Origin of the sequence: Psychrobacter sp. Ps6 (assembly GCF_022129235.1) — a bacterium.
GTDB lineage: Bacteria > Pseudomonadota > Gammaproteobacteria > Pseudomonadales > Moraxellaceae > Psychrobacter.
In genome coordinates this window covers 24,060-47,698 of the sequence record NZ_JADQAI010000002.1, presented here as the reverse complement: position 1 = coordinate 47,698, position 23,639 = coordinate 24,060, and the positions used below count along the sequence as shown (strand labels likewise).

General features: G+C 42.9%; 19 protein-coding genes. 13 read left to right on the top strand and 6 right to left on the bottom strand.

The features are described 5' to 3' along the window. Positions 1-160: 160 nt before the first annotated feature. From I3255_RS02870 to I3255_RS02855, 4 genes are all read left to right on the top strand, one after another. Positions 161-1,342, top strand: a complete 1,182-nt coding sequence (locus I3255_RS02870; protein ID WP_238036636.1) for an iron-containing alcohol dehydrogenase — start codon at positions 161-163, stop codon at positions 1,340-1,342. A gap of 75 nt (positions 1,343-1,417) precedes the next feature. Beyond that, a complete protein-coding gene (locus I3255_RS02865) occupies positions 1,418-2,908 on the top strand; it encodes a CoA-acylating methylmalonate-semialdehyde dehydrogenase (protein ID WP_238036632.1) in 1,491 nt (496 codons plus the stop codon). A 247-nt stretch (positions 2,909-3,155) separates the two neighbouring features. Further along, positions 3,156-5,663 (top strand): CoA transferase, encoded by a 2,508-nt coding sequence (locus tag I3255_RS02860; protein ID WP_238036629.1) that lies wholly within the window; start codon positions 3,156-3,158, stop codon positions 5,661-5,663. Between the two features lie 182 nt (positions 5,664-5,845). Beyond that, positions 5,846-7,495: a BCCT family transporter gene (locus tag I3255_RS02855; RefSeq protein WP_238036625.1), complete on the top strand. Its 1,650-nt coding sequence runs from the start codon at positions 5,846-5,848 to the stop codon at positions 7,493-7,495. A 248-nt stretch (positions 7,496-7,743) separates the two neighbouring features. Here I3255_RS02855 and I3255_RS02850 read toward each other — a convergent pair whose 3' ends face one another. The 3 genes from I3255_RS02850 to I3255_RS02840 form a co-directional block, all read right to left on the bottom strand. Further along, positions 7,744-9,159, bottom strand: coding sequence for a YjiH family protein (locus I3255_RS02850; RefSeq protein WP_238036622.1), 1,416 nt, complete (start codon positions 9,157-9,159; stop codon positions 7,744-7,746). Positions 9,160-9,254: 95 nt separating this feature from the next. Then, complete coding sequence (locus I3255_RS02845) at positions 9,255-10,214, bottom strand: arginase (RefSeq protein ID WP_238036617.1); 960 nt, start codon at positions 10,212-10,214, stop codon at positions 9,255-9,257. 239 nt (positions 10,215-10,453) lie between these two features. Then, complete coding sequence (locus I3255_RS02840; protein WP_238036614.1) at positions 10,454-11,548, bottom strand: ornithine cyclodeaminase; 1,095 nt, start codon at positions 11,546-11,548, stop codon at positions 10,454-10,456. A 168-nt stretch (positions 11,549-11,716) separates the two neighbouring features. On the opposite strand from I3255_RS02840, the gene I3255_RS02835 reads away from it, so the two are divergent. The 4 genes from I3255_RS02835 (at position 11,717) to rluF (ending at position 14,695) form a co-directional block, all read left to right on the top strand. Beyond that, positions 11,717-12,148 (top strand): Lrp/AsnC family transcriptional regulator, encoded by a 432-nt coding sequence (locus I3255_RS02835; protein WP_087040231.1) that lies wholly within the window; start codon positions 11,717-11,719, stop codon positions 12,146-12,148. A 136-nt stretch (positions 12,149-12,284) separates the two neighbouring features. Then, positions 12,285-13,139, top strand: coding sequence for a patatin family protein (locus I3255_RS02830; protein ID WP_238036611.1), 855 nt, complete (start codon positions 12,285-12,287; stop codon positions 13,137-13,139). Positions 13,140-13,321: 182 nt separating this feature from the next. Further along, positions 13,322-13,600, top strand: coding sequence for a peptidylprolyl isomerase (locus I3255_RS02825; protein WP_238036609.1), 279 nt, complete (start codon positions 13,322-13,324; stop codon positions 13,598-13,600). Between the two features lie 111 nt (positions 13,601-13,711). Continuing rightward, on the top strand, positions 13,712-14,695 hold the full coding sequence (rluF, locus tag I3255_RS02820) for a 23S rRNA pseudouridine(2604) synthase RluF (RefSeq protein WP_238036606.1): 984 nt from the start codon (positions 13,712-13,714) through the stop codon (positions 14,693-14,695). Positions 14,696-14,836: 141 nt separating this feature from the next. Here the strand turns inward: rluF and I3255_RS02815 are convergent, their stop codons facing one another. After that, complete coding sequence (locus tag I3255_RS02815; RefSeq protein WP_238036603.1) at positions 14,837-16,261, bottom strand: aspartate ammonia-lyase; 1,425 nt, start codon at positions 16,259-16,261, stop codon at positions 14,837-14,839. Positions 16,262-16,642: 381 nt separating this feature from the next. Continuing rightward, on the bottom strand, positions 16,643-17,506 hold the full coding sequence (locus I3255_RS02810) for a LysR substrate-binding domain-containing protein (RefSeq protein ID WP_238036600.1): 864 nt from the start codon (positions 17,504-17,506) through the stop codon (positions 16,643-16,645). A 262-nt stretch (positions 17,507-17,768) separates the two neighbouring features. Here I3255_RS02810 and I3255_RS02805 point away from each other — a divergent pair, with 262 nt between their 5' ends. Both I3255_RS02805 and I3255_RS02800 read left to right on the top strand, forming a co-directional pair. After that, a complete protein-coding gene (locus I3255_RS02805; RefSeq protein ID WP_238036598.1) occupies positions 17,769-18,041 on the top strand; it encodes a hypothetical protein in 273 nt (90 codons plus the stop codon). Positions 18,042-18,208: 167 nt separating this feature from the next. Further along, entirely contained in the window at positions 18,209-18,904 is a 696-nt protein-coding gene (locus tag I3255_RS02800; protein ID WP_238036596.1) for a hypothetical protein, read from the top strand. A 168-nt stretch (positions 18,905-19,072) separates the two neighbouring features. Here the strand turns inward: I3255_RS02800 and I3255_RS02795 are convergent, their stop codons facing one another. Beyond that, positions 19,073-19,798 carry a GntR family transcriptional regulator gene (locus tag I3255_RS02795; protein ID WP_238037213.1) on the bottom strand — a complete coding sequence of 242 codons (726 nt, stop codon included), beginning with the start codon at positions 19,796-19,798 and terminating at the stop codon, positions 19,073-19,075. A gap of 342 nt (positions 19,799-20,140) precedes the next feature. Here I3255_RS02795 and I3255_RS02790 point away from each other — a divergent pair, with 342 nt between their 5' ends. From I3255_RS02790 to I3255_RS02780, 3 genes are all read left to right on the top strand, one after another. After that, positions 20,141-21,430, top strand: a complete 1,290-nt coding sequence (locus I3255_RS02790; RefSeq protein ID WP_238036594.1) for an SLC13 family permease — start codon at positions 20,141-20,143, stop codon at positions 21,428-21,430. A 613-nt stretch (positions 21,431-22,043) separates the two neighbouring features. After that, positions 22,044-23,063, top strand: a complete 1,020-nt coding sequence (locus I3255_RS02785) for a tripartite tricarboxylate transporter substrate binding protein (protein WP_238036592.1) — start codon at positions 22,044-22,046, stop codon at positions 23,061-23,063. Between the two features lie 115 nt (positions 23,064-23,178). Next, on the top strand, positions 23,179-23,634 hold the full coding sequence (locus tag I3255_RS02780; RefSeq protein WP_238036590.1) for a tripartite tricarboxylate transporter TctB family protein: 456 nt from the start codon (positions 23,179-23,181) through the stop codon (positions 23,632-23,634). Positions 23,635-23,639 lie beyond the last annotated feature (5 nt).

Below are 23,639 nucleotides of genomic sequence, written 5' to 3'. Positions count from 1 at the left end.
CATCATAAACATATTCTGTTACCTTTCACATAACGATAAAATATTTATCGTTATGTGAAATTTTATTGTTAGGTATGATTCATTTTGTCAGTCCTTCTTACGACGAATAAACGGCCTATCAAGCTAATAATGGAAGTTATTAATACAAGGATGAGTAACTATGTCGCACAGTATCCTTCTGCCAAGAACGATGGAAATTGGCCGCGATGCTTGCCAAAAGCTACCGCAGATATTAAAAAGTTTGGGTATCAAAAAACCCCTGATTATCACTGACGATATGATGGTCAAGCTTGGCTATGTCGATAATATTCAAGGCATTTTAAAAGAAGCGCAGATCAGTGCAGATGTGTTCTCGGACACTGTGCCAGAGCCTACTGAAATGTCTATCAGCGCTGGCGTCTCTCAAGTCAAAGCGAAAGACTATGATGGTCTTATCGCGCTAGGCGGTGGCAGCCCTATCGATAGCGCTAAGGCCATTTCTATCTTAGGTAGATTTGGTGGCGATATGCGTGACTATAAATTCCCGCGTCAAGTCGATGAAACGGGTTTGCCCATCATTGCCATACCAACCACGGCTGGTACTGGTTCAGAAGTTACTCGCTTTACCATCATTACAGATGATCTCAACAACGAAAAACTATTGTGCGTGGGTATGGGATTCATGCCTATAGCAGCGATTATCGATTTTAGCCTGACGCTCAGTGTACCGCCGCGTACTACCGCAGATACAGGCATTGACGCGATGACGCATGCTATCGAAGCGTACATTAGCCCTAAACGCAATGCCTATAGCGATCAGCAAGCATTGGCTGCGCTGCGTCTGATTGGACCTAATATCCAAACGGCTTATCGCAATGGTAAAGACGAAGCGGCTCGCGAGGCAATGATGCTTGGCTCTACCTTAGCTGGTATCGCTTTTTGTAACTCATCAGTTGCGCTTGTACACGGTATGAGTCGTCCGATTGGTGCTTTTTTCCATGTACCGCACGGCCTCTCAAATGCCATGCTGCTGCCAACCATTACTGAATTTGGCATCTCAAGCGCGCCTGACCGTTATGCTGACTGCGCGCGTGCCCTAGGTATCGCGGATACTAGCGACACCGACGATCAAGCCAACACCAATTTAGTGCGCTTTTTAAAAGACCTAAATAAAGAGTTGCATGTGCCTACGCTGGCAGAATTCGGTGTGCAGCGCGCCGACTTTGACAAACTTGTTAACACGATGTGTGAGCAAGCATTTGCATCGGGCTCCCCTAACAATAACCCTCGCATACCCAATCTTGAAGAAATGATTCAGCTTTATACCATGCTGTGGGATGACAATAGTACGGCTCACGCATAGCGCTCTGTAGTATCAAAGTCGCCTTCATTTACTTATCAACCTACCAATAACAAACATGTTTAAAGGACATAAACTATGCAAACTATCGGACACTTTATTAACGGTAGCTTAGTCAATAATGACAGCCAAACCCAAGACGTCTACAACCCATCAACGGGTGAAGTCAGTAAAAAAGTTGCGTTAGGTGGCGAAAAAACCATCGATGAAGCAGTCGCTGCGGCTAAAGCAGCATTTCCAGCATGGAGCAAAACCTCGCCACTAAAACGTGCGCGCGTCATGTTCAAGTTCAAAGAATTGCTTGAGCAAAATGCAGACGAGATTTGCCGCCTCATTGGCGAAGAGCACGGCAAGATCGTACACGATGCGACAGGTGAGCTACAACGTGGTATCGAAAACGTCGAATATGCGTGCGCTGCACCTGAGCTCCTAAAAGGTGAGCACAGCCGTAATGTCAGCACCAATATCGACTCTTGGAGTGAATTTCACCCACTAGGTGTTGTCGCTGGTATCACCCCATTTAACTTCCCTGCGATGGTGCCACTATGGATGTTCCCGATGGCGATCGTTTGTGGTAACACCTTTATCCTAAAGCCATCTGAGCGCGACCCAAGCTCTACCCTATTTATTGCACAGCTACTACATGAAGCAGGGCTTCCAGAAGGGGTTATCAACGTCGTCAATGGCGGCAAAGATGCTGTTGATGCCATTTTGCATCATCCAGATGTTAAAGCAGTCAGCTTTGTTGGCTCAACTCCTATCGCTGAATACATCTACACGACCGCAGCGGCGCAAGGCAAACGTTGCCAAGCACTAGGCGGCGCAAAAAACCACGCAATCGTTATGCCAGATGCAGATTTGGACAATGTGGTCACTTCACTGCTAGGCGCAGCGTTTGGTTCATCAGGTGAGCGTTGCATGGCGTTGTCTGTTGCCGTCGCCGTCGGTGATGAAACCGCTGACAAGATGATTGCGGCGCTAAAGCCTGCTATCGAAGAGCTCAAGTTCGGTGTGCATTCAGAGAAAAACAACGATTTTGGCCCTGTCATTACCAAAGCGCACAAATCTAAAGTTGTCGGGCACATTCAGAGTGCTGCTGATCAAGGTGCAACCCTAGTTACGGATGGCTCTAACGTTCAGCCAGAAGGTTATGAAGAAGGGTTCTTTGTTGGTCCAACATTGATTGACCATGTTACTAAAGACATGGACAGCTACAAATCCGAGATTTTTGGTCCAGTACTGCAAGTCATGCGCGTAGAAACCATGGCTGAAGCACTGCAACTTATCAATGACCATGAATATGGTAATGGTACGTGTATCTATACTCGCGATGGTGAAGCGGCTCGTCACTTTATCGACAACATTGAAGTCGGTATGGTTGGCGTCAATATCCCGCTACCAGTACCCGTAGCATCACAGAGCTTTGGTGGTTGGAAGCGTTCATTGTTTGGCGATTTGGCGATGTACGGACCAGACGGCGTTAGATTCTTCACTCGCCGCAAAACCATCACTCAGCGCTGGCCTAGCACGGCAGTGAGAGATGAGAAACAGTTCTCTATGCCAACTTAATCCTATTGTCTTTTGAGTGCTGGGTTATTGGTGTCCTCAAAAATAGCAAATAATTTGTAAATCACTGGTGCTTGCTTTTTATCTACCTCACCGGTGGATAGATAGCGAGCACTTTAGCGATACAGTTTGGCGGCCGCTCATCTCTATGCTATCGCCGCTAAGCAAACACTTATTTTTATCGTTCTCATTTTTACTAGCTCTAATTTTTAATAGCAATCGCATAACAAAATTCTAAGGATGGATGACTATGCAAGAAACTCGTGAATTGCCACTCAAAGGTGTCAAAGTAATCGATTTTGGTCAATATATTGCTGGTCCTGCTGTAGGTATGATGCTTGGTGACCTAGGCGCCACCGTGGTTCATATAGACCCACCGTCAGGTCCAAAATGGCAAAGCCCTGCCAACGCCATATTAAATCGCAATAAATTGATGCTCAAACTCGATCTCAAAACAGAGGAAGGCTTAGCACAGGCCCGCCAACTCATTTTGAAAAGCGACATCGTCATCGAAGGTTTCCGCCCAGGCAAAATGGCAGAGATGGGACTCGATTTGGTCGCGTTACGTGCAGAACGTCCGCAGCTGATCACCTTGTCCATCCCTGGATTTGCGTCAAATGATGAGCGACGCCGTGAGCTACGTGCTTACGAAAGTATCGTTTCAGCAAGCTCGGGCGTATTTACCGACATGGGTTTGAACCGTGTCCTCATGGGGATTAACCCATCGTTCTCACCCCTACCACTACCTTCAGCTTATGGTGCCATGTTAGCTGGTTCTTCTGTGGTGTTTGCCCTACAAGCCCGTGAAAATACTGGCCTTGGTGACGCGATTGAAGTGCCGCTTGCCGCTGCTGTTATGGAAGGACTCTGCTACAACTCCATAGAAGTTGAAGACATGCCTGAGCGTTATTTAACTCAGCGCGAAGTTGAAATTCAACGCCGCCGCGTTGAAGGCATCCCAATGAATATGAACTATGAAGATCTGCAAGAACTGCTCGATCCTTTTTACCGCAGCTATATGTGTAAAGATGGTCGTATGTTTTATGTGGTATGCCCAAGCCACAAACATCATGCCAAGCGCTGCTTAGAAGTACTTGGATTGTACGATGAATTGGTGGCGGAAGGACTGACGGAGGAAGATGACACGTATCTACCGTCTAGTGAGTGGACGTCCGATACCTCTCTTGGTGTTTACCCCATGCCAAAGTACTGGGCAGATCATATCGCTGCAAAAATGAAAGACGCCTTTTTACTACGTACCTCTAAAGAATGGCAAAAAATCTTTGGTAAACGTGGTATCCCTGGCGCGCCGCAGCGTTGGCTACAAGAGTGGATCCGTGATGATCATGCAGAAACGGCAGGTTTGATGATCGAGGTCGATGACCCTACTTATGGCAAGATGATTCAGCCAGGCCCAATTGTGTGGCTAGAAGAATGTGGCGAGCTTATGTTAGAACCCAAGCCGCCTAAGCCGAGTACCTTTGATGAAGCCTTAGCAAAGTTCCAGAACTTTAGAACCAAATTGCCTTCAGTTAATGAGAGCAGTGAAAAACGTGGTTGGTTAGACGGCGTTCGCGTCCTTGATCTTTGTAACGTGATTGCAGGGCCACATTCGGCCGCTTACTTGGCACGATTTGGCGCAGAGGTCATCAAACTTGATTCTGCCACTCCGCTCTATGACAGCTGGAACACTGTTATTTATGGTCTTTCTCAAATGACGGGCAAACGCTCTATTCTTGCTGATATTGGCAAAGGCGAAGGCCGCGAGCTGTTTGAAAAATTGGTCAAGTCGGTTGATGTGATCGTCTGGAATGCCACCGACACGCAAATTAAGAAAATGGGATTAGATGCTGAAGGTTTAAAAGCCTTAAATCCTGAAGCCATCTTCTGTAAGTTGGACTGCTTCAGTGGTGTACGTAAAGGCCCATGTAGCGACTTTATTGGCTACGATGACGTGGTACAGGCCTGCACGGGTATTATGCTGCGCTGCGGCGGTGCAATGGATACACCTGAAGAGCATGCGCATGTGGGTACCATCGACGTCATGTGCGGTTTTGGCGGTGCGATGAGTATTGGTGTGGCGCTTTATCAAAAATTCCGTACTGGACGTATCGGGCGCGGACGGACATCACTCGTTGCCAATAGTGCTTTGCTACAAATTCCTTATTGCTATGACTTTGCAAAACGTGGACTGTTTGATGAGCCATCAGGCCGCGAAACCAATGGTCATGATGAATTAACGCGCTTTTACTACACCTCCTCAGGTAACTATGTATTGTTAAACGCGCATGAAGTTGACGTAGACAACTTCGAGAGAGTCGAGGGCTTAGAAGGTTTTAGCCAATTGGCAAAAAGTGACCGTGCCTCATTCTTGTCTAACGCATTCCAAAAAATACCTGCTCACGAATGGGTAGATCGTTTGCAAGCCGCGGATATTGCTGCCGTTATTTGTGCTGATATCAATGCGCTACGCGCAGAATATAGCCGACTAGCAGATGACACGCCAGGTATTGATCGTGGCAGTTACTCATTCTCGACCTATGAAGACCATCCAAGTGGTCACAAAGTCACCCAACTTGACCCCTATGCCATTCGTCCCACGCATAGCAAGATATACGCGCTTTCTCGGCCCGAAAAGTTCGGTCATTCAACGCGTCAAATCATGAAAGAGCTTGGTTATAGCGAGTCACAAATTGAGGAAAGTATCGCAAGCGGTTATGTAAGCGATAGCTGGAGTCAAGAATACTTACCAAGTTAACCTCAAATTTAATGAACCATTTAAATCAGGAAGTGTCATTGCTTGATGCCGCGTTTAGCGCCGTTAGGTTTGTGCATAGGCCAAACAATGACCTTCTTTGAATAATATGGATTAGGCGACCGGAAGGATTGCGGCACCTAAGACTCATTTCAACGAGAAGCATACTATCTAAAGGATTAGATATGAAATTTAACCGTAGAAAACCTTTAACCAAATTACCCATCAAAGTCGCCACAAAAGGCTTTTATGAAGGGTTTAATAAAGACGTTACGATTACTGCAAAAATTTTACTCGGCTTGCTCATTCTCTGGGCAGTCATTTTCCCTGAAAGCTCGCTTGCCATACTAGGCACTATCAATAGTTTCTTGCTCAGTAACTTCTCGACATGGTATATCTTATCGGTCACCTTTTTCTTACTTGTCGCCATGTTCCTAGCCTTCATTCCGCGTTATGGCAAGCTTGTCTTAGGAGACAAAGGGGACAAACCTGAGTTTTCTAATTTCTCATGGTTTGCGATGATTTTTGGTGCCGGTATCGGTGTGGGCATGCTGACCTTTGCCACCGCAGAGCCAATGTATCACTTTGGCAATAACCCTGAAGTTATTCAAGGTATGGCAACAGGCTATGGTGCTGATAACGTGCGATACGCGTATAAATGGGCCTTTCTCCATTGGGGATTTAGTGCATGGATTTGCTATTCTTTAGTCGGTCTTTCGATGGCCTATTTCTCTTTCCGCCGTAAACTACCCCTTACTATTCGCTCAGGGCTTGCGCCAATCTTTGGCAAAAAACTGTCTGGTAGACTCGGTGATGCTATTGACATTGTCGCTGTCATTGCAACGCTTTTGGGCGTGGCACAAACACTAGGGTTTGGTGTTGAGCAATTTGTTTCTAGCATGTACCGTGTTGGCATGGGCGACTGGCTCCTCAACGCTGAAGGAAAATCATCCGCGGCCGCGATTATCGTTGCATTGATTGTCATCGTTGGGGTCGCTACCGTCTCTGCATTGTCAGGGCTTGGCAAAGGGGTCAAATGGCTGTCTAATCTCAACATGTGGCTCAGCTTTATTCTGTTTACCTTTTTCTTAATCTTTGGTTCGACATTCTTTGGTTTGCAATCTTTCTTCTTAGGTTTGTTTGACTATGTGGTTGCACTTCCTGCCCTGCTAACAACGATTTGGCAGCCAGATGGTACGACTGTCGGTGATACGTTGTCCACATGGCAAAAAGATTGGTCTGTGTTCTATTGGGCGTGGTGGATCGCCTTTGGTCCTTTCGTCGGGGTGTTCTTTGCCCGTATTTCACGTGGTCGTAGCATTCGTGTTTATCTATTCGGTACGGTCATCCTACCTGCACTGATGTGTTTTATTTGGTTCTCAGTCGTGGGCGGTACCGCAATCGATTTAACATTAGGTGGTACTGATGCTATCTCAAGCGTCGGTCAAGAGTCCCAGTTGCTGGCGATGCTGGATGTGATGCTATCTCCTAATGCCGCTTGGGCAATGGCTATTTTAGTTCTGGTCTTACTATTGACTTACTTAGTCACCACGCTAGATTCGGCCATTTTGGTTATCAACACCATCAACTCAGGTGGTAACGAAGGTCCAAAAGGTCGTCCACACATTATCTTTTGGGGTGTTATATTAGCATTGGTTGTTGGGGTTCTACTGATCAGTGGTGGATTGGGCGCAATCAAAACGGCAATGGTGATTGGTGCACTGCCTTTTAGTTTCGTCATGGTACTCATGGGAATAGCCCTTATAAAAGCGGTTCTCTATGACACCACACATCCTGAAGTCGATACGGTAGATTTAGTGGAGGAAAAGAGTTGAGGTTGACACGCTAATGGTCAGGCGCATAAAACACGTGCTACGCGATGTTTCGTGTAGGTTGCACTTCTAAGTTATAGGTCGTCGTAGCAGTTTTCTCACTAAAACTATAGGTCGATGTTAATAGTAAAAAACCACCTTGATAGGTGGTTTCTTATTTGCTAATTTTTATTCAGTCATACGGCAATGAGTGTTCAGCAGGCTCTATTTACAATCTTCTCTTTCAAGGCCAGATTTACAGTGGAATATCATTAAAAGATCATATGAGCACATAACGCAATAATCGGTAATGAGATAACCGTTCTTAATAGGAAAATCACCAATAGCTGGAAGAAACTAACGGGGATTTTTGTTCCTAAGATTAATCCGCCGACTTCCGACATATAAATCAATTGAGAGACCGATAAGCAAGCGATGACAAATCGCGTTAACTCTGATTCTATTGAAGAGCCAATAATAGCCGGCAAGAACATATCTGCAAAACCCACCATGATCGTTTTTGACATTTCTGCGGCGAATGGGATATTCAACAGCTCTAAGAATGGAATAAATGGCATACCTAAATAATCAAATACAGGCGTTTTTTCTGCCACAATCAACCCTAAAGTACCGATTGCCATGACGATAGGCAGAATTCCTATCCACATATCCAAGATATTTTTTAACCCATCGTTTAAAAAAGTCAAAAAACTGGGGCTCTTGTCTGCTTTTTGAACGGCTTTGTGTAGGCCATAGTTGAATAACGTTTTTCCTTCGGGAATCGCTTCGCAATCTACCTCATCGTTCTTTGTGATATACGTATCTTCAATTTTAGACAATGGGAATAACTTTGGTACGACGAGCGCACAAACAATACCGCATAACGCAACCACGCCAATCATGTTGATAAAGTAACTTTCTAATTTGACCTGAGAAATCACCACCAAGCAAAAGGTAACCGAAACCGCTGAAAAGCTGGTCGCAATCACGGCTGCTTCTCTTTTGGTATAAAACCCACTTTGCAATTGCTTATCCGTTAGTAATACGCCAATAGTGCCGTCACCTAACCATGATGCCAAGCAGTCGACAGAGGATCTGCCCGGTAAACCAAACAACGGTCTCATGACTTTGGTACATAAAACCCCAACAAATTCTAGTAAGCCAAAATCAAGCAATAACGGCAGTAATAATCCTGCTAAAAAGAACACAATAAACAGTATGGGCATGAGCTCATATAATAATAGACCACCAATACTGTCTGAATATATGGTCTCAAACCCAAATTGAAAATAGGTCACGACAGCAAAAAACGCACCAAGTATTCTAAGCATTAGCCAAGATGTTTTGACGTTCAGTAAGTTATTCAAAAAGTGATTGTTTAAAATCAATGCAGGTTTCATGATTTTGGTATATAAGCTACCAACCAATGTAATCATAATTGAGGTAACAACGAGCAATGGCAAAAAGTCGCTCATATAACCCTGTATATAATCCTTTAACACAGCGATAGGAATGGTGAATCCGTCTGCATAGCTGACAAACTTACCATCTACATAGGGAATGGGAAATACGAAGACAATCAACCCTATCATAGAGGGTATAAAAAACTTTAAAAACTGTTTGATATTGATACTGGTATTAGCACTGCTAGCATCTTGATTTGCAGTGCTGGCTTTAATAATGTCCATATTATTTTTACCTTTCGTCCCTTTTTAACTAACCTAAAAATTTAGGTAATATTTTTTAGGTTAAATACCCTTTAACTCATTCTTGATATTTCATACTAGTAATTATTTAAAAGAGAATGTGTAACCTCTTCTAAAATTTTAAATATTCTCGTTGAGTCATCTTTTGAATTGTTATATAAGGGATTGATTTCTGCCATTTCCCAGCAACATACTTTTTCATTTTTAATGAGCTCTATATTGAGCTGCATGGCTTGCTCATAAGACAGACCATTCATTGCAGGCGTACCTGTTCCTGGAACGTATAAAGGATCAACACTATCGACATCAAACGACACATAAATATGATCGCAATATTCTAGCTTTTTAAAGATTTCGGCTACTGTGGCACTGATGCCTTTTTTGGTTATTTCAGCCACGCTATATAAAGGAATTTTATGTCTTTTGATTAATTCCATTTCCTCTTCTTGATAATCTCTAACCGCACAAAACACCACGTTTTCTGGCTTAATTGATGGCTCGTTGGACGCCATAAATTTTAGTCGCTCCCAATACTCTTTTTCTGTGTCAGAGAGCTCGTTGCGTTTACATTCCAAGTTATCGATTGCACAGGCCATTGCCAAAGGCATGCCATGCATATTCCCTGATCCACTGGTGTATGGTGAATGAAAATCAGCATGCGCGTCTATATACACCACACCGATCTCAGCATCAGGGTGCGCCATTTTGAGACCATGCATCGTACCTGCACAGCTAGAATGATCGCCTGCGATCACGATAGGAAATTGATTCTCTTCTCTGATCTCTTTTATTTTGTGTGCTAGTTTAGAGATAACTGGCTCAATCACATCAGCGTATTTTGCATGTTTAAATGGCGATTCTTCTTCATGGATATATTCATTTTTGATACTGTCAAGTTGCAGTTTTTCATAGTAGTCTGCATTCATCTCTTTTGATGACGCGCGCAATGCATCAATGCCTAGTGACGCGCCTTTTTTATGCCCTGCGACATCTGAATACACTTCTACTATTCGCACGTTTTTCATTAGATCATTCATTATTTTGTCTCCATTAAATAAAACAATTTTTTATCATTTGAATTTATTTTTTTCTCACTACTTAGCTATAGTCAGTCCTAAATAAGAAAGATATATCCGGTATCACATGCTACTGAAACAAATTTTTCTGGCTTGCTGTGCCTTCGCAGACAGAGGCGGCGCAAAATTTATTTCAGCAGCGCCTATTTACTTTATAGTGGATCAAACACTTTATAACGGCTCAAACCTACAGCCCCCACTTACGCCATAGATTCAGCTTCATGCGTTACCGTACTATGATTTTTACTGTGAGCTTTCACTACCGAATAGAGGTTTTTAGGATCTTGTTGATGAGGGATCAAATCAAGCAGCTCATAGGCGTCCTGTTTTTTGATCAAATCACGCAAAAATACTAGAGCCGTAAAGTCTTCTGAGGCAAAACCGACACCATCAAATACCACTAAATTATTGTCGTTGGTGCGTATGTCTTTCTCACCTTTTACGATGCGGTGAAATTCCGTTACAGGAAAGTCTGGAGAGAGCTGTTGGATATCGCCTTCGATACGGGTTTGTGGTTCAAATTCTACAATGACATGATCGGCTCTTAGCAGAATGTCAGCATCAAGTTCTGTTTTGCCAGGGCAATCGCCACCAATGGCATTGAGATAGACGCCTTTTTTGATCATGTCGTCACGTAAAATCGTGGCGTTTTTCTTATCAGCGGTACAGGTGGTGATGATATCTGCCCCTTCAACCGCTTCTTCTACGGTTTTGCAAATAATAATATCTAGGCCTGAATCGGCAAGGTTATGCGCTACTTTTTCAGACGCAGCTGGGTCGACATCATATAAACGCACTTTTGAGATACCAATCACTGCTTTCATACCCATCGCCTGAAACTCTCCTTGCGCACCATTACCAATGAGCGCCAACGTTTCAGCGTTTTTAGGCGCACAGTGTTTGGCGACCAATGCCGAGGTCGCCGCCGTGCGTAGTGCGGTTAAAATACACATCTCTGTCAATAAAATTGGATAGCCTGTATCAACATCAGACAATACACCAAAAGCTGCGACCGTCTGCAAATCGCGCTTGGTATTAATAGGATGGCCATTGACATACTTACACGCAAACATGTCACCATCGCTGACAGGCATGAGCTCTATGACACCGTCTTTGGAATGAGAAGCAAAACGACTGGATTTTTCAAATTGATCCCAACGAAGATAATCCTGCTCTAACGCATCTACCAATTCTTTTATGGTCTGTTCGATACCATAATTACTGATGATTTCAGCCATCGCCTGTACGCTAACAAATGGCACACCTTGCTTTTGTGATACGATAAATTTAGACATTAATGTTGCTCCCTTCCATGAATATTATTTGTTGAACCGACAATCAATATCCTACCAACTATAAATGTCAGTTAAAATGTCAATAATTTATTAAATATTGATGTATTTTTGACATATTGATAATCTCTACTTAGCATAATGTCAAAACTTGATGAAGGAAGCACTTTTATGGCGTACTATACTTATGACTCTTTAGATAGCGAGCTGATATCTGAGCTTCGGCAAGATGGCCGCGCAACCATCTCAATTCTTGCAAAAAAACTCAAAGTTTCACGTGCCACTGTCCAAAATAGATTGGACAGATTGATTCATAATGGCGCTATTTTAGGATTTACGATTCGAGTGCATGAGGCCCTAGATAAAGAAACGGTCAAAGCGATGATGATGATCGAGGTGACAGGCAAATCTACGTCACAAGTGATTAGGAAGCTGCGCGGCATCCCGCAACTGATTAAGCTACATACGACCAATGGCGCATGGGACTTGGTGGCAGAAATACACACGACGAGTTTAAGAGAATTTGATGAAGTACTGCGTCAAGTAAGAGAGATTGACGGCATTTTGAATAGCGAAACGAGTGTTCTGCTGTCGAGCTTATAATGTCTATATCCAAGAAATAGGTTTAGAACGGCTTAAAAATATAATTCCCTAGTATCGACTATATTTATAAACACTTTTTATCCCCTCGTTTCGTGTACTTGTAGGTATACTTTTCGAGCGTCATTCGAGGTTTTCAATGCTTAAACAACATCGACAAGCACTAGTGGTTGAAGGCGGCGGCATGCGTGGCGCATTTAGCAGTGGTGTCTTAGACGCCTTTTTACAACAACAATTCAATCCTTTTGATCTGTGTGTGGGTGTCTCTTCAGGTTCAACTAACGTTGCTAACTATTTGGCCGCTCAACAAGGCCGCACCCTGCATATTTACTTGGATCATTCCCTTCGATCTGAATTTATCCATTATGGTCGTTTCCTTAGAGGCGGTGACTTACTGGATCTAAAGTGGATGTGGGATATGGTGGAGCAAGAATACCCACTGGATCAGGCACAGTTATTTGCCAATCATGCTGAGTTTTACATGGTATTAACACATGCTATTTCAGGAGAAGCGATCTACATCAAAGCGGCTAAAGACAATATTTTGGATGGATTAAGGGCATCCAGCTCTATCCCAGTGCTAACCCGCCAAGCGGTCGAGATATTTGGTGAGCCTTATTTTGATGGTGGTGTGGCAGATGCTTTGCCCGTACAGTGGGCAGCTGGGCAAGAGAGTATTGATAAGCTCATGGTCATACGTACTCGCCCGCAAAACTACGCTAAAGCAAGCAGTAAAGGCGATCAGTTATTGGCTAAATATTATACTAAGCAACGACATGGTTTTGCCCAAAGCTTGTTGACGCGAACCCAACGCTATAACGACTCGGTACAATTTTTACAGACGCCATCATCACAGAAAATTTTAGAGATTTGTCCACCCGACTTAAAAAACATGGCGAGTCGATTGTCCAAAAATAAGGCCAAAATCCGTTATAGCTATGATGTGGGATTAGAAGTTGGACACAAGGCGATTGAGGATTGGTACCAGCTTTAACCTCCTTATCTTGTAAAGAAGAGATATTAAAGAGAAAACACGGGCTTCGAATATAAGAAATTGGCTTAAACCTTGCCTCAGATAACCTTTGAATCACAAAGGTTAGTAACTAAGCTAAAATAAGATAAGATAAGTAATGATATAATGACCCGATAATTGATACTCTATGAAAGGTTTATACGATGGCTTGTACCGCTAGCGCATTGCACATTTTAGTCAAACAAAAAGAATTGGCAGAAGATATCATTGCCAAGCTCAAAAAAGGCGTGGCATTTGATGTGCTGGCCAAACGACACTCAACCTGTCCATCAGGCAAAAAAGGTGGTCATTTAGGTGAGTTCAAAAAAGGCCAAATGGTAGGACCCTTTGATAAAATCTGCTTTAACGGCGAACTTTTTACCCCTCATTTGGTAAAAACCAAATTTGGCTGGCATGTGGTTAAAGTGCTTTACAGAACGTAAGCGTTAGACTGTAAAAATACAAGTCGCAGCTTCAATGACAAGACGACTGAACCATTCAATTTAGGCTTTTTTCTTAGCAAAAAAGCTTTTCATCAGGTAAAACGGTGCTTTATGTATAACAATTCCTCGACTCGTCTCAATAAATACATCAGCGAAAGTGGGATTTGTTCCAGACGCGATGCTGACCGCTTTGTTGAACAAGGTAATGTATACATCAATGGCAAGCGTGCATCGGTGGGTGATCAAGTGGCTGCTGGAGACGTAGTAAAAGTCAACGGACAGCTGATTGAGCCACGCGAGCCTGATGATTTTATTTTTATTGCCTTGAATAAGCCAGTGGGCATCGTCAGCACCACGGAAAGCTCTGAGAAAAACAACATTGTCGATTTTGTGAGACATTCAGTACGTATTTTTCCGATTGGACGTTTGGACAAAGACTCTCAAGGATTGATCTTTTTGACCAACAATGGCGATCTGGTCAATAAAGTATTGCGTGCTGGCAATAACCACGAAAAAGAATATCTCGTGACGGTAAATAAGCCAATTACAGATAGCTTTATTGAGGGTATGGCGAGTGGCGTACCAATGCTGGGTAAAATGACAAAAAAATGTCCCGTCACCAAGGTGGCACCCAACGTCTTTAACATCACACTTATTCAAGGTTTGAACCGTCAAATTCGCCGTATGTGCGAGCATTTCGGTTATGACGTCGTCAAGCTTGAGCGTACGCGGATTATGAATGTAAGCCTTAAGGGGCTTCCTGTCGGCGACTGGCGAGACCTGACACCAACAGAGTTATCGACCCTGCTAAAGGCGGTAGAAAAATCCTCGTCGCAAGACAATCATTCGGGCAAAAAATCGCGCAATGCGCCACGCAAAAAACCGCGTACTGATGCTCAATCAAAGTCAAAACCCTCTGCAAAATCAGCGGGTGCTGCAAAGGGACGCAACAAGTATGCCAAGGATGATGCCAGAAAACCAGCAGGTTCTAAAGGTAGAGATGGGCGTCCTGCCGGTCGTGGCAAGAATTCTGCAGGCAATGGTAGACCTGCTACAAATGGCAGACGCCCCTCAAAAGGTCGAGGTTCTAAGTGATAGTAATTGTCTAATTTCATCACATCGCTATCATGCTGATCAAGACGATGAAGATAAGACACTTTAAAATAATTAGGGCGATATCCGTTGATAGATACCGCCCTTTTTTTGCTTTCTCTAATCCAGCTTATATGCACATATCTATATACTGCTGACCATTTTATCAGGTGATAAAATTGCCGCGAGTTCCTCATCACTGAGCAGTTTCTCTTGCTTGACCAAATCCGCCACGCCTGACCCACTCAGCAAAGCATTTCCTGCAATACGACTGGCGTTTTCGTAACCAATATGTGGTACCAGTGCCGTCACAATACCAATGCTATTTTCGACATGTTGCGCGCAGCGAGCTTCATTGGCAGTTATGCCTTGAATGCATCGCTCATCAAGCATACGAATCGATTTTTCTAACAGACGCGCATTATTGAGCAGGTTATAAACAATCAGTGGTTCCATCGCGTTGAGCTGCAACTGCCCTGCTTCTGCCGCCATGGTAATCGTCATATCCGTACCCATTACCTGAAAGGCAGCTTGAGTCATGGCCTCAGGAATCACAGGGTTGACTTTACCGGGCATAATCGACGAGCCAGGTTGCATCGCTGGTAAATTGATCTCACCCAGACCTGTGCGTGGCCCGCTCGATAGTAAGCGCAAATCGTTGCTCAATTTAGACAACTTAATGGCGAGGCGTTTGAGCACACTAGAGAAAGTAATAAAGGCACCCATGTCGGCACTAGCGGCGATCAAATCTTCAGCAAGTGACACTGGCAGACCACTGATATCGGCGAGCTCACTAATCGCTAAGCTGGCGTAACCTTTGGGCGCATTGATGCCCGTACCAATCGCCGTACCGCCCAAGTTCAATTCACATAACTGTAGACAAGCCTGTTCGATTCGCGCCGTTTCACTGCCTAGATCACTGGCGAAGGCGTTGAACTCTTGCCCCAGCGTCATCGGTACCGCGTCTTGCAATTGAGTACGACCCATTTTTAGAATGCCGCTAAACTCTTTGCCTTTGGTAGCTAAGCTATTTTGTAGCTTGATAATAGCCTCTTGCAGTGGTTTTGCCGCAAACACCATTGCCAAACGTGCCGCGCTCGGATAGACATCATTGGTCGACTGAGAGCGATTGACATCATTGTTAGGATGTAATTGGCTATATTGACCGTACTCAAAGCCCATCTTTTTTAAGCCAATATTGGCAATCACCTCATTGGCATTCATATTGGTTGACGTGCCCGCCCCGCCTTGTATGAGATCAACAATAAACTGCTCATGATGCTCGCCTTGTATCAGATCGGTACATGCCTCAGTAATGGCGCTGAGCTTCTCTTCACTGAGTAGACCGTGCTGATAATTGGCTTTTGCAGCGGCGGCTTTTACCATTGCCAGTGCTTTGATCAAATCAGGAAAATGGCTGATTGGCATGCCGGTAATATCAAAATTTTGTGCGGCGCGCTGCGTTTGAATACCATATAAGGCAGTGGCAGGAACGGCTTGCTCACCGAGTAAGTCTTTTTCAATGCGAGTTTGGGCTTTATTATCGATAAGGTTATCTGTATGTGTCATATTTTTATGGTTTCTTAAAGTATGGAAGGTTGAAGCAGTAGACAGACAATACTTTGTTATTTAGGTGCATTGTCTTAGTGCTACTAAAGATTAGCGCCATCGTAACCGAGAATTAAGCACAAGAAAAACGCAAATATTTCGTTCTCAGCCCCAAAAATTTTGATGCTTGATAAAAAGTATGATAGATAAGGTTGTTCTATAAGAAAGAATGAGCGCTTTTACAGTAGTATTTTTGGAAAAAATTTATGTGGTAGGAAGTATCTTATGAGAATTTTTTATAAGGAGTTTGGCTGATTGAAACAATGGATTAATCGCTAATTATCCGTGCCACAAGCAAACGCCTAGCCTCAGTGAGCAAGGTTTATAAGACTCTTGACTCACTTACAGTCCCAATGCTTGCTTTAAGGCATTGATCTGTGGTTGCTGACGATCCGTATAACGATATGCCAGTACAACCTCACGCACCAAACTGTTATCCCCTAAATGGTGAATTTGTACGGGCGGCGTACTTCTAATCCATAATCCTGCATATGGAATCAACGCCACGCCTAGACCCGACTCCACCATCCTAACGATAGCATCAAGGTCATTGATCTCCATGATCGTATTGACCTTGATGTCTTGTTGTTTAAAGAATTTATTTAACTTCACACCCGCTGAGGACTGTAAGGTGTAATGAATAAAAGGATGCTGCTCAAGCATCTGCCTGAGGCTATGAAATGGCCATTTTTTGGGACTGATGAGCACGTAAGGCTCGGTCATAATAGACTGGGTAACGATGTCTTTTGGCAGTGCAAACGCTGGCTGAATGGTGATCGCCGCATCTATCTCCCCGACTTCTAGTTTCTCAAATAACTCTATAGCACGCCCGGGGACAATTTCTGTCTGCATTAATGGGGCAAGCAACGTAATCGCCTTTAGCGCCTCTGGTAAGATACCCACTTGCACGGAGTTGATCGAGCCAATCCTAAGCTGCCCGTAATAGCTGGCAATGTCAGTATCTGAAGACAGCTGCATTGTGGAGTAAAGCGCCAAAATCTCTTTGGCAATCGGTAATACGCGCGTGCCTTGCGGATTAAGCGTAATAGCACGAGCAGAGCGGGTAAATAACGACAACCCCAGGTTGTCTTCAAGCGTTTTGATTTGTGCGCTGACCGCAGACTGAGTCAGGTTGATATGTCGAGCTGCTGCGGCAAAGCTGTCTAACTCGCAAACGGCAACGAAGGTTTTAAGCTCTCTTATCACTGATATCACCACACTTATAAGTTATGCCTGACATTTGAATACGATCTAATTTATTTCAAAGTGGCTAGTATCTCTCAAGTACTGATCTGGCAGGAAGCATTGACACTTAAAAGCATTATCCTACCACTTAAATAAAAAATAATAAAAACAGTCCATAGAATTTTATTGGACGGTAAACCACCTAAATCCTATTTATAAGAAACGATCCGCTTCACAAAGTATAGTTCACCGCCTATTTTTTCCATGGAAGGAAATCAAAATCATGAGTATTTTTGCCATTTTGTTGTCTTTGTCCCTCTTAATGTATTTTGCCTATAGAGGCGTGAGCGTCTTAGTTTTAGCGCCCTTACTAGCTATTTTAGCCGTTGTGTTAAGTGGACAAAGCCACCAAACAATGGGCATTTATACTGAAGTATTTATGCAAGGTCTTGGTAGATTTTCTGTCAAATATTTCCCCCTATTTATCTTAGGGGATATTTTTGGCAAATTCATGGAAAACTCTGGTTACGCCTATAGCATCGCCCGCAATTCTTAACGCACTAGAAAATTACTGGTTGTTATAGTGATGTAATGATAGAAGGTCTAGGATGGTTAGCAGATGTCATTGCTAAAAAATTCGATTATAGTAGATATTCCTTATAATAACTGCTACTTACAGTAGCTACTAATAGCATTCATCTAAATAGACTGAGGGATTAAATCATGAAAACACTAGGATTATGTATTGCCGCAGGACTGGGCTTAAGCGCTTGTGCGAGCGGTGGAACGATGGGTAACACCAACCCAAACAACATAGTGACCGAGTACTCTATTGAGACTGCTATGCTCAATATCTATACCAAACAACGTAGTGAAAATTTGGTTGCTAATATCGGCAATCAAACGGCCTCAGCAGATATTCAAGTCACGCCTAAAGGCAATATGGTCTTCAATAATAAAAAGGTACAAGGTACTGAGATCAACACGATCAACAAAGTGAACAATCAAATCACTAATCAGTCAGTCGCTATCAATTACTTCACCTTGAACCCTCTGGTATTTCACGGCTTTACGGACAGCACAGGCAAATATTCGGTCTCAAACCAAACGACCACTATCCCAAAAATGGCGACAGTGGGCGACTCAAACAAATTGATTACTGAAAATGTCTATAGCGATAGCAGCATGCGCAAAAAAATAGGAACCTATAACCAAAACTGGTCTCTAACGCGAGATAGCAATCAGACCGCATGGTTCTGTATCGAAACCTCAGACAATATGCTTGCTGGTGGCACCTCTGAAGGCAGCTCAAAAGAATGCTACAAAATCAATGCCAAAGGCGACATACTTGCGAGCAAAGTCACTATCGCACCGCCAGCTGGTAATGGCGGACAGACGATTACGTTTAACAGCAAGTAAGCTGCTCAATGATGAATAAGCCATTTCTTTAATCGGTCATTCATAGATTCTAGATTCGAAATAAAAATAAAACTGACATAAAAAAGGAGCCGAGTCATCGGCTCCTTTTTTATAACTTATCGACCATAACTTAACCACTGCCCTCGCCAATGGTGAAATGGCCAATAGCTAAATGATATTGACCTCATAACTGAATTTTTCTGCCAATCCATAAGATTCTCTATACTCGATAGGGTCCCCTTCTAGATTTTTAGCAACGCGGCATACTTTCACTAAGTTTTCTTGCTTGGTATTGTCCAGATAAGGGTCTATATGATTAGAGATAAAAAATAGCATTTCTACGGCAGATGAGACAAACTGACCGCACTTTTTGTAATAAAAAGGATAAAGTAGATTTTCAAAGTCTTCAGGTTCAAGACCGATAAAGTCTTGGTAACGGCTTTCGGGTAACCAAATTCTTTCACTCAAAATCACTCTGTCTTCGACAATGCGCACACGTTCTATATAAATTAAACCTTCCTTTTCATGAATGTTTAATTCTTTATTGATTGCCTCAACAGGCTCTATCAACATGACCTTTTTGATGACGCCAGTCGGTATGACATAAGAAGCGTCTTTATCACGGTATTTGAAAAACCTTAGTAACGAGCCCTCAAAGTTTGGCCTTTTTAAAAAAGTACCGCGACCTTGCTGCTTTATCAAGACGCCGTCATCTACTAGCTTCTCGACCGCTTTGCGTACGGTGCCCACCGATACTTGGTACTTGTCTGCAAACTCCTGTTCTGTCGGTAAGGGGGTTTTTTCATCCCACTTATTTTCTGTCAGTAACGTTTGAATATGCCACCGCACTTGCTCGTACCGTGGCATGTTAAATTTTTTAAAATTATCCATAATTTTTTTCACCACAATAGGAAGATTTTATTAATACGCCCAATCTTTCTAAGTCCAATCATGTTCATAAGAAGTAGAGTATCTCTGACACTCTATCTTAAGCCCTTACCAAACTCTATGCACATCTCATCGATATTAAAGTCTATCTAGATTTTTTGGTCAATCTCACCTAATTAACGGCTCCTTTTTTGCTATTATTCTATTGAGTTATATACACTTAAAAAGCTGATAAGATTTGCTGGCTTAAAAAGCTGTTTGTCAACATTATCACAATGCTCTTTAATCTAAAACATATATATGTATGTAGATATTTAGATGTCATACAGTCAATACCAAGGAGCGAATATGACCCTATATCTTATAGCGGCCATAGTAATTTCTATTGCATTGGGTTACACCACTAAAATCAATATTGGCTTGTTTGCGATTGTGTTTTCATACCTTATCGGCTGTTTTGGTATGCAGCTAAGCGCTTATGAGGTTATTAAGCTATGGCCTCTGAAGATTTTCTTTGTGATTTTTGCCGTTACGCTCTTCTATAATTTTTCCTTGGCGAATGGCGCATTAGAAAAACTGTGTGAGCATTTGATATACAAGTGTCGACATTTTCCAGCGTTTTTGCCGCTGGCTATTTTCTTTGCTGCGACAATTGTAGCAGCTTTAGGAGCCGGTTATTACACGGTTCTTGCCACGATGGCACCGATGATTTTGTTGTTATCTAAAAGAACCAACTTAAACATTATTATTGCAACCTTATCTGTGAACTATGGAGCGCTTGCGGGTGCCAATTTTATTACCTCACAGAGTGGCGTTATTTTTAGAGAGCTTATGAGCGGCGCTGGTGTGGCCAATGACAATACCTTTACATATGGTTTGGGTATATTTGCCGCGACCTTTTTGATGCCTGTGGTTTTATTAGGCACTTATAGCTTTATTAATGCTAAGACCAGTAAAATAGCCATTCAGACTATTGTGCCACAGCCGTTTGACAGCAAACAGAAAAAGTCCATCATGCTGATTTTTATCATGATGGCGACGGTACTTATCGTACCCATCTCAAACCTACTCATACCGAACGTAGACGCCATTGAGTTTTTGAATGCTCGGATTGATATTGGTTTTATCGCCATTTTCTTCGCTTTGATGAGCTTATTTTTGAAGCTGGGTGATGAAAAAACCGTGATTGCTTTGATACCGTGGAATACGCTTATTATGATTTGCGGCGTAGGTATGTTGATTAGCCTCGGTGTGGAAGTGGGCGTTATTTATGAGCTGACAGAGTGGCTCAGTACCAACGTTCCTATTTGGATGATACCATTTTTGGTATTCATTATTAGTGCAATTATGTCGATATTTGCCAGCACGCTTGGCGTCGTTGCACCGACTTTATTTCCGATGGTACCTGCCTTGGCTGTAGCTTCTGGTTTGAGTCCTTTTTTCTTGTTTATCTGTATTGTCATCGGTGCCCAAAGCTCATCTATCTCTCCTTTTTCGTCAGGAGGCAGTCTGATACTGGGAGCCGCTCAAGTGCATATAGATAAAAACAAGCTGTTGCATACGTTATTATTCAAGGCAGTGCCTTTGGATATCTTCGTTGGCCTAATAGCAATTTTCTTTATCCAAATGATGTTCTAATTTTTATTGAAAAAAGACAGCAATAGGGATCATATGTATGCCATTGCATACGATCCAGACAAATGACAACAAACAGATGACGACAAACAAATCACAGTAAAAGACGTATTCATTCAGCAAAAACCCCCTTAGAATGCGTCTACTTTTATGTCTGTCAGATAGTCTTTGTAGTCAAAATACAGCGTAAGCTTCGTCGCTCACCTCATTTATCCTGCCCCTATTATCAAGCTGACCATTTTAAAATCAAAATCATCTTTATACTAATCGACGATATGCGCCATTTACGACAAATCATAACCTTTTGTTATTGTTGGTATTATAAAATTTCATCTACAGACCCAAACTGGTTTCTTTGTGACTTCACATTGAAATAGCCATTTGTGCGACTCGTCAGATAGTTAATACTGCTACTTAGAAAAAATTCATACATACATACATATGTTTCTTGTTATTTCTAAATTATTCTGTTACTTTTGCAAAGTGAACAAAAAGACTACTGTTGTAAAGGTTGGTAACATTATTGGTCTGCTTCCAACTTTTTGTATAGTCGCCCTATCCTTTCAATCAAAACTTTATTGATTTTTACTGAAAAAATACACACAAGGAGTGTCGTGTGAAAAAACTATCCTATCTAGCGCTTGGTCTATCTGTACTTACCTTGACAGCTTGTAACAATGCTAACGAAACTGCGAGCGCAGGTGCAGATGAGTTTGCAGGTCCTTCACGTCCAGAATGTATCGCTCCAGCAAAACCAGGCGGCGGCTTTGATTTGACTTGTAAGCTTGCTCAGTCAGGTTTAAAAGACACGGGAATATTGACAGATCCAATGCGCGTCACTTATATGCCAGGTGGCGTAGGTGCCGTTGCATATAACAAAATTGTCGCCAATGACCGCAGCAACGAAGACGCTATCATCGCGTTTTCAACAGGATCAATCCTGAACTTATCACAAGGTAAATTTGGTAAATTCACTGAAAAAGACGTGAAATGGCTAGCAGCCGTTGGTACTGATTATGGTGCTATCGCTGTCAATGCGGACTCGCCAATCAAAGATCTAGCAGGATTGGTCGCTGAGCTTAAATCAAATCCAAAAGCAATCAGTTTCGCCGCTGGTGGTAGTGTTGGTGGTCAGGATTGGATGCAAACCGCTATTTTGGCCAAAGCCGTTGGCGTCAGCCCTAGCGACATGACTTATGTTGCGATGGAAGGCGGCGGTGAGGCAATTACGGCAGTAATGGGTAACCATGTCACTGTTGTGAGTGCTGGTATCGCTGAGATCATGCCACAAGCTACTGCTGGCAAATTACGTGTGTTAGCCGTATTTGCAGATGAAAGACTGGGTGGCTCTATGGCCGATATCCCTACTGCAGTAGAGCAAGGCTATGATGTGACTTGGCCTGTCGTTCGTGGTTACTACATGGGGCCAGATGTTAGCCCTGCCGCTTACGACTGGTGGAAAGCCTCATTTGATAAAATGCTTGCTGATCCAAAATTTGCCGAATTGCGTGAACAACAAGAGTTACTACCATTCTCTATGACTGGCGATGAGCTTGAGCAGTATGTCTATAAGCGTACTGGTGAGCTACGTGAGTTGTCTGCTGAGTACGGTCTTGTTGATGCTGCCGCACAGTAGCATTACTCGGACCATATCCCCTTAATGATTGAATACTAAATTGTTTAGTATTCATCGAAGGTTGAAAGATGAGACATCTCTCAACCTTTTTATTTAAAATTTAAGGAATACCTCTATGACGATGGAACGTGCGTTCTCCGGATTAATGGGACTATTTAGCTTATTTTTGGTCTACTTAGCTATTGGTTACGTTGCTCCCATTGCTTATGATCCTATCGGCCCTCGGCCCTATCCTATTTTAATTTTCTCACTGATGGCACTTTTGACCTTGGTTATTGCCTTTCGTCCAGCACGATTTACCAAAGTCATTGATTTAGGCTATAACAAGGTTGTGCTTAGAAATCTGGTTCTGTGTGTCAGTGCATTATTGATTTATAGTTTGATTTTTGAGCCTTTAGGTTTTGTTGTTGCTACCACCCTGATGTGTTTTGCGGTTGGTCTACTGTTTGCAGGCAATCCTGTTAAAAGCCTTGTCTTTTCAGTTGTGATCAGTATCGCCCTGTATGTCTTATTTGACATGGCTTTGGACGTCATTCTGCCACTTGGAATATTATCAGGAATAATGGGATAGCTATT

What these genes read in the sequence shown, in the direction of transcription:
- I3255_RS02870 (WP_238036636.1), top strand. Translation starts at nt 161, where the DNA reads ATGTCGCACAGTATCCTTCTGCCAAGAACGATGGAAATTGGCCGCGAT.
- I3255_RS02865 (WP_238036632.1), top strand. Translation starts at nt 1,418, where the DNA reads ATGCAAACTATCGGACACTTTATTAACGGTAGCTTAGTCAATAATGAC.
- I3255_RS02860 (WP_238036629.1), top strand. Translation starts at nt 3,156, where the DNA reads ATGCAAGAAACTCGTGAATTGCCACTCAAAGGTGTCAAAGTAATCGAT.
- I3255_RS02855 (WP_238036625.1), top strand. Translation starts at nt 5,846, where the DNA reads ATGAAATTTAACCGTAGAAAACCTTTAACCAAATTACCCATCAAAGTC.
- I3255_RS02850 (WP_238036622.1), bottom strand. Translation starts at nt 9,159, where the DNA reads ATGGACATTATTAAAGCCAGCACTGCAAATCAAGATGCTAGCAGTGCT.
- I3255_RS02845 (WP_238036617.1), bottom strand. Translation starts at nt 10,214, where the DNA reads ATGAATGATCTAATGAAAAACGTGCGAATAGTAGAAGTGTATTCAGAT.
- I3255_RS02840 (WP_238036614.1), bottom strand. Translation starts at nt 11,548, where the DNA reads ATGTCTAAATTTATCGTATCACAAAAGCAAGGTGTGCCATTTGTTAGC.
- I3255_RS02835 (WP_087040231.1), top strand. Translation starts at nt 11,717, where the DNA reads ATGGCGTACTATACTTATGACTCTTTAGATAGCGAGCTGATATCTGAG.
- I3255_RS02830 (WP_238036611.1), top strand. Translation starts at nt 12,285, where the DNA reads ATGCTTAAACAACATCGACAAGCACTAGTGGTTGAAGGCGGCGGCATG.
- I3255_RS02825 (WP_238036609.1), top strand. Translation starts at nt 13,322, where the DNA reads ATGGCTTGTACCGCTAGCGCATTGCACATTTTAGTCAAACAAAAAGAA.
- rluF (WP_238036606.1), top strand. Translation starts at nt 13,712, where the DNA reads ATGTATAACAATTCCTCGACTCGTCTCAATAAATACATCAGCGAAAGT.
- I3255_RS02815 (WP_238036603.1), bottom strand. Translation starts at nt 16,261, where the DNA reads ATGACACATACAGATAACCTTATCGATAATAAAGCCCAAACTCGCATT.
- I3255_RS02805 (WP_238036598.1), top strand. Translation starts at nt 17,769, where the DNA reads ATGAGTATTTTTGCCATTTTGTTGTCTTTGTCCCTCTTAATGTATTTT.
- I3255_RS02800 (WP_238036596.1), top strand. Translation starts at nt 18,209, where the DNA reads ATGAAAACACTAGGATTATGTATTGCCGCAGGACTGGGCTTAAGCGCT.
- I3255_RS02790 (WP_238036594.1), top strand. Translation starts at nt 20,141, where the DNA reads ATGACCCTATATCTTATAGCGGCCATAGTAATTTCTATTGCATTGGGT.
- I3255_RS02780 (WP_238036590.1), top strand. Translation starts at nt 23,179, where the DNA reads ATGACGATGGAACGTGCGTTCTCCGGATTAATGGGACTATTTAGCTTA.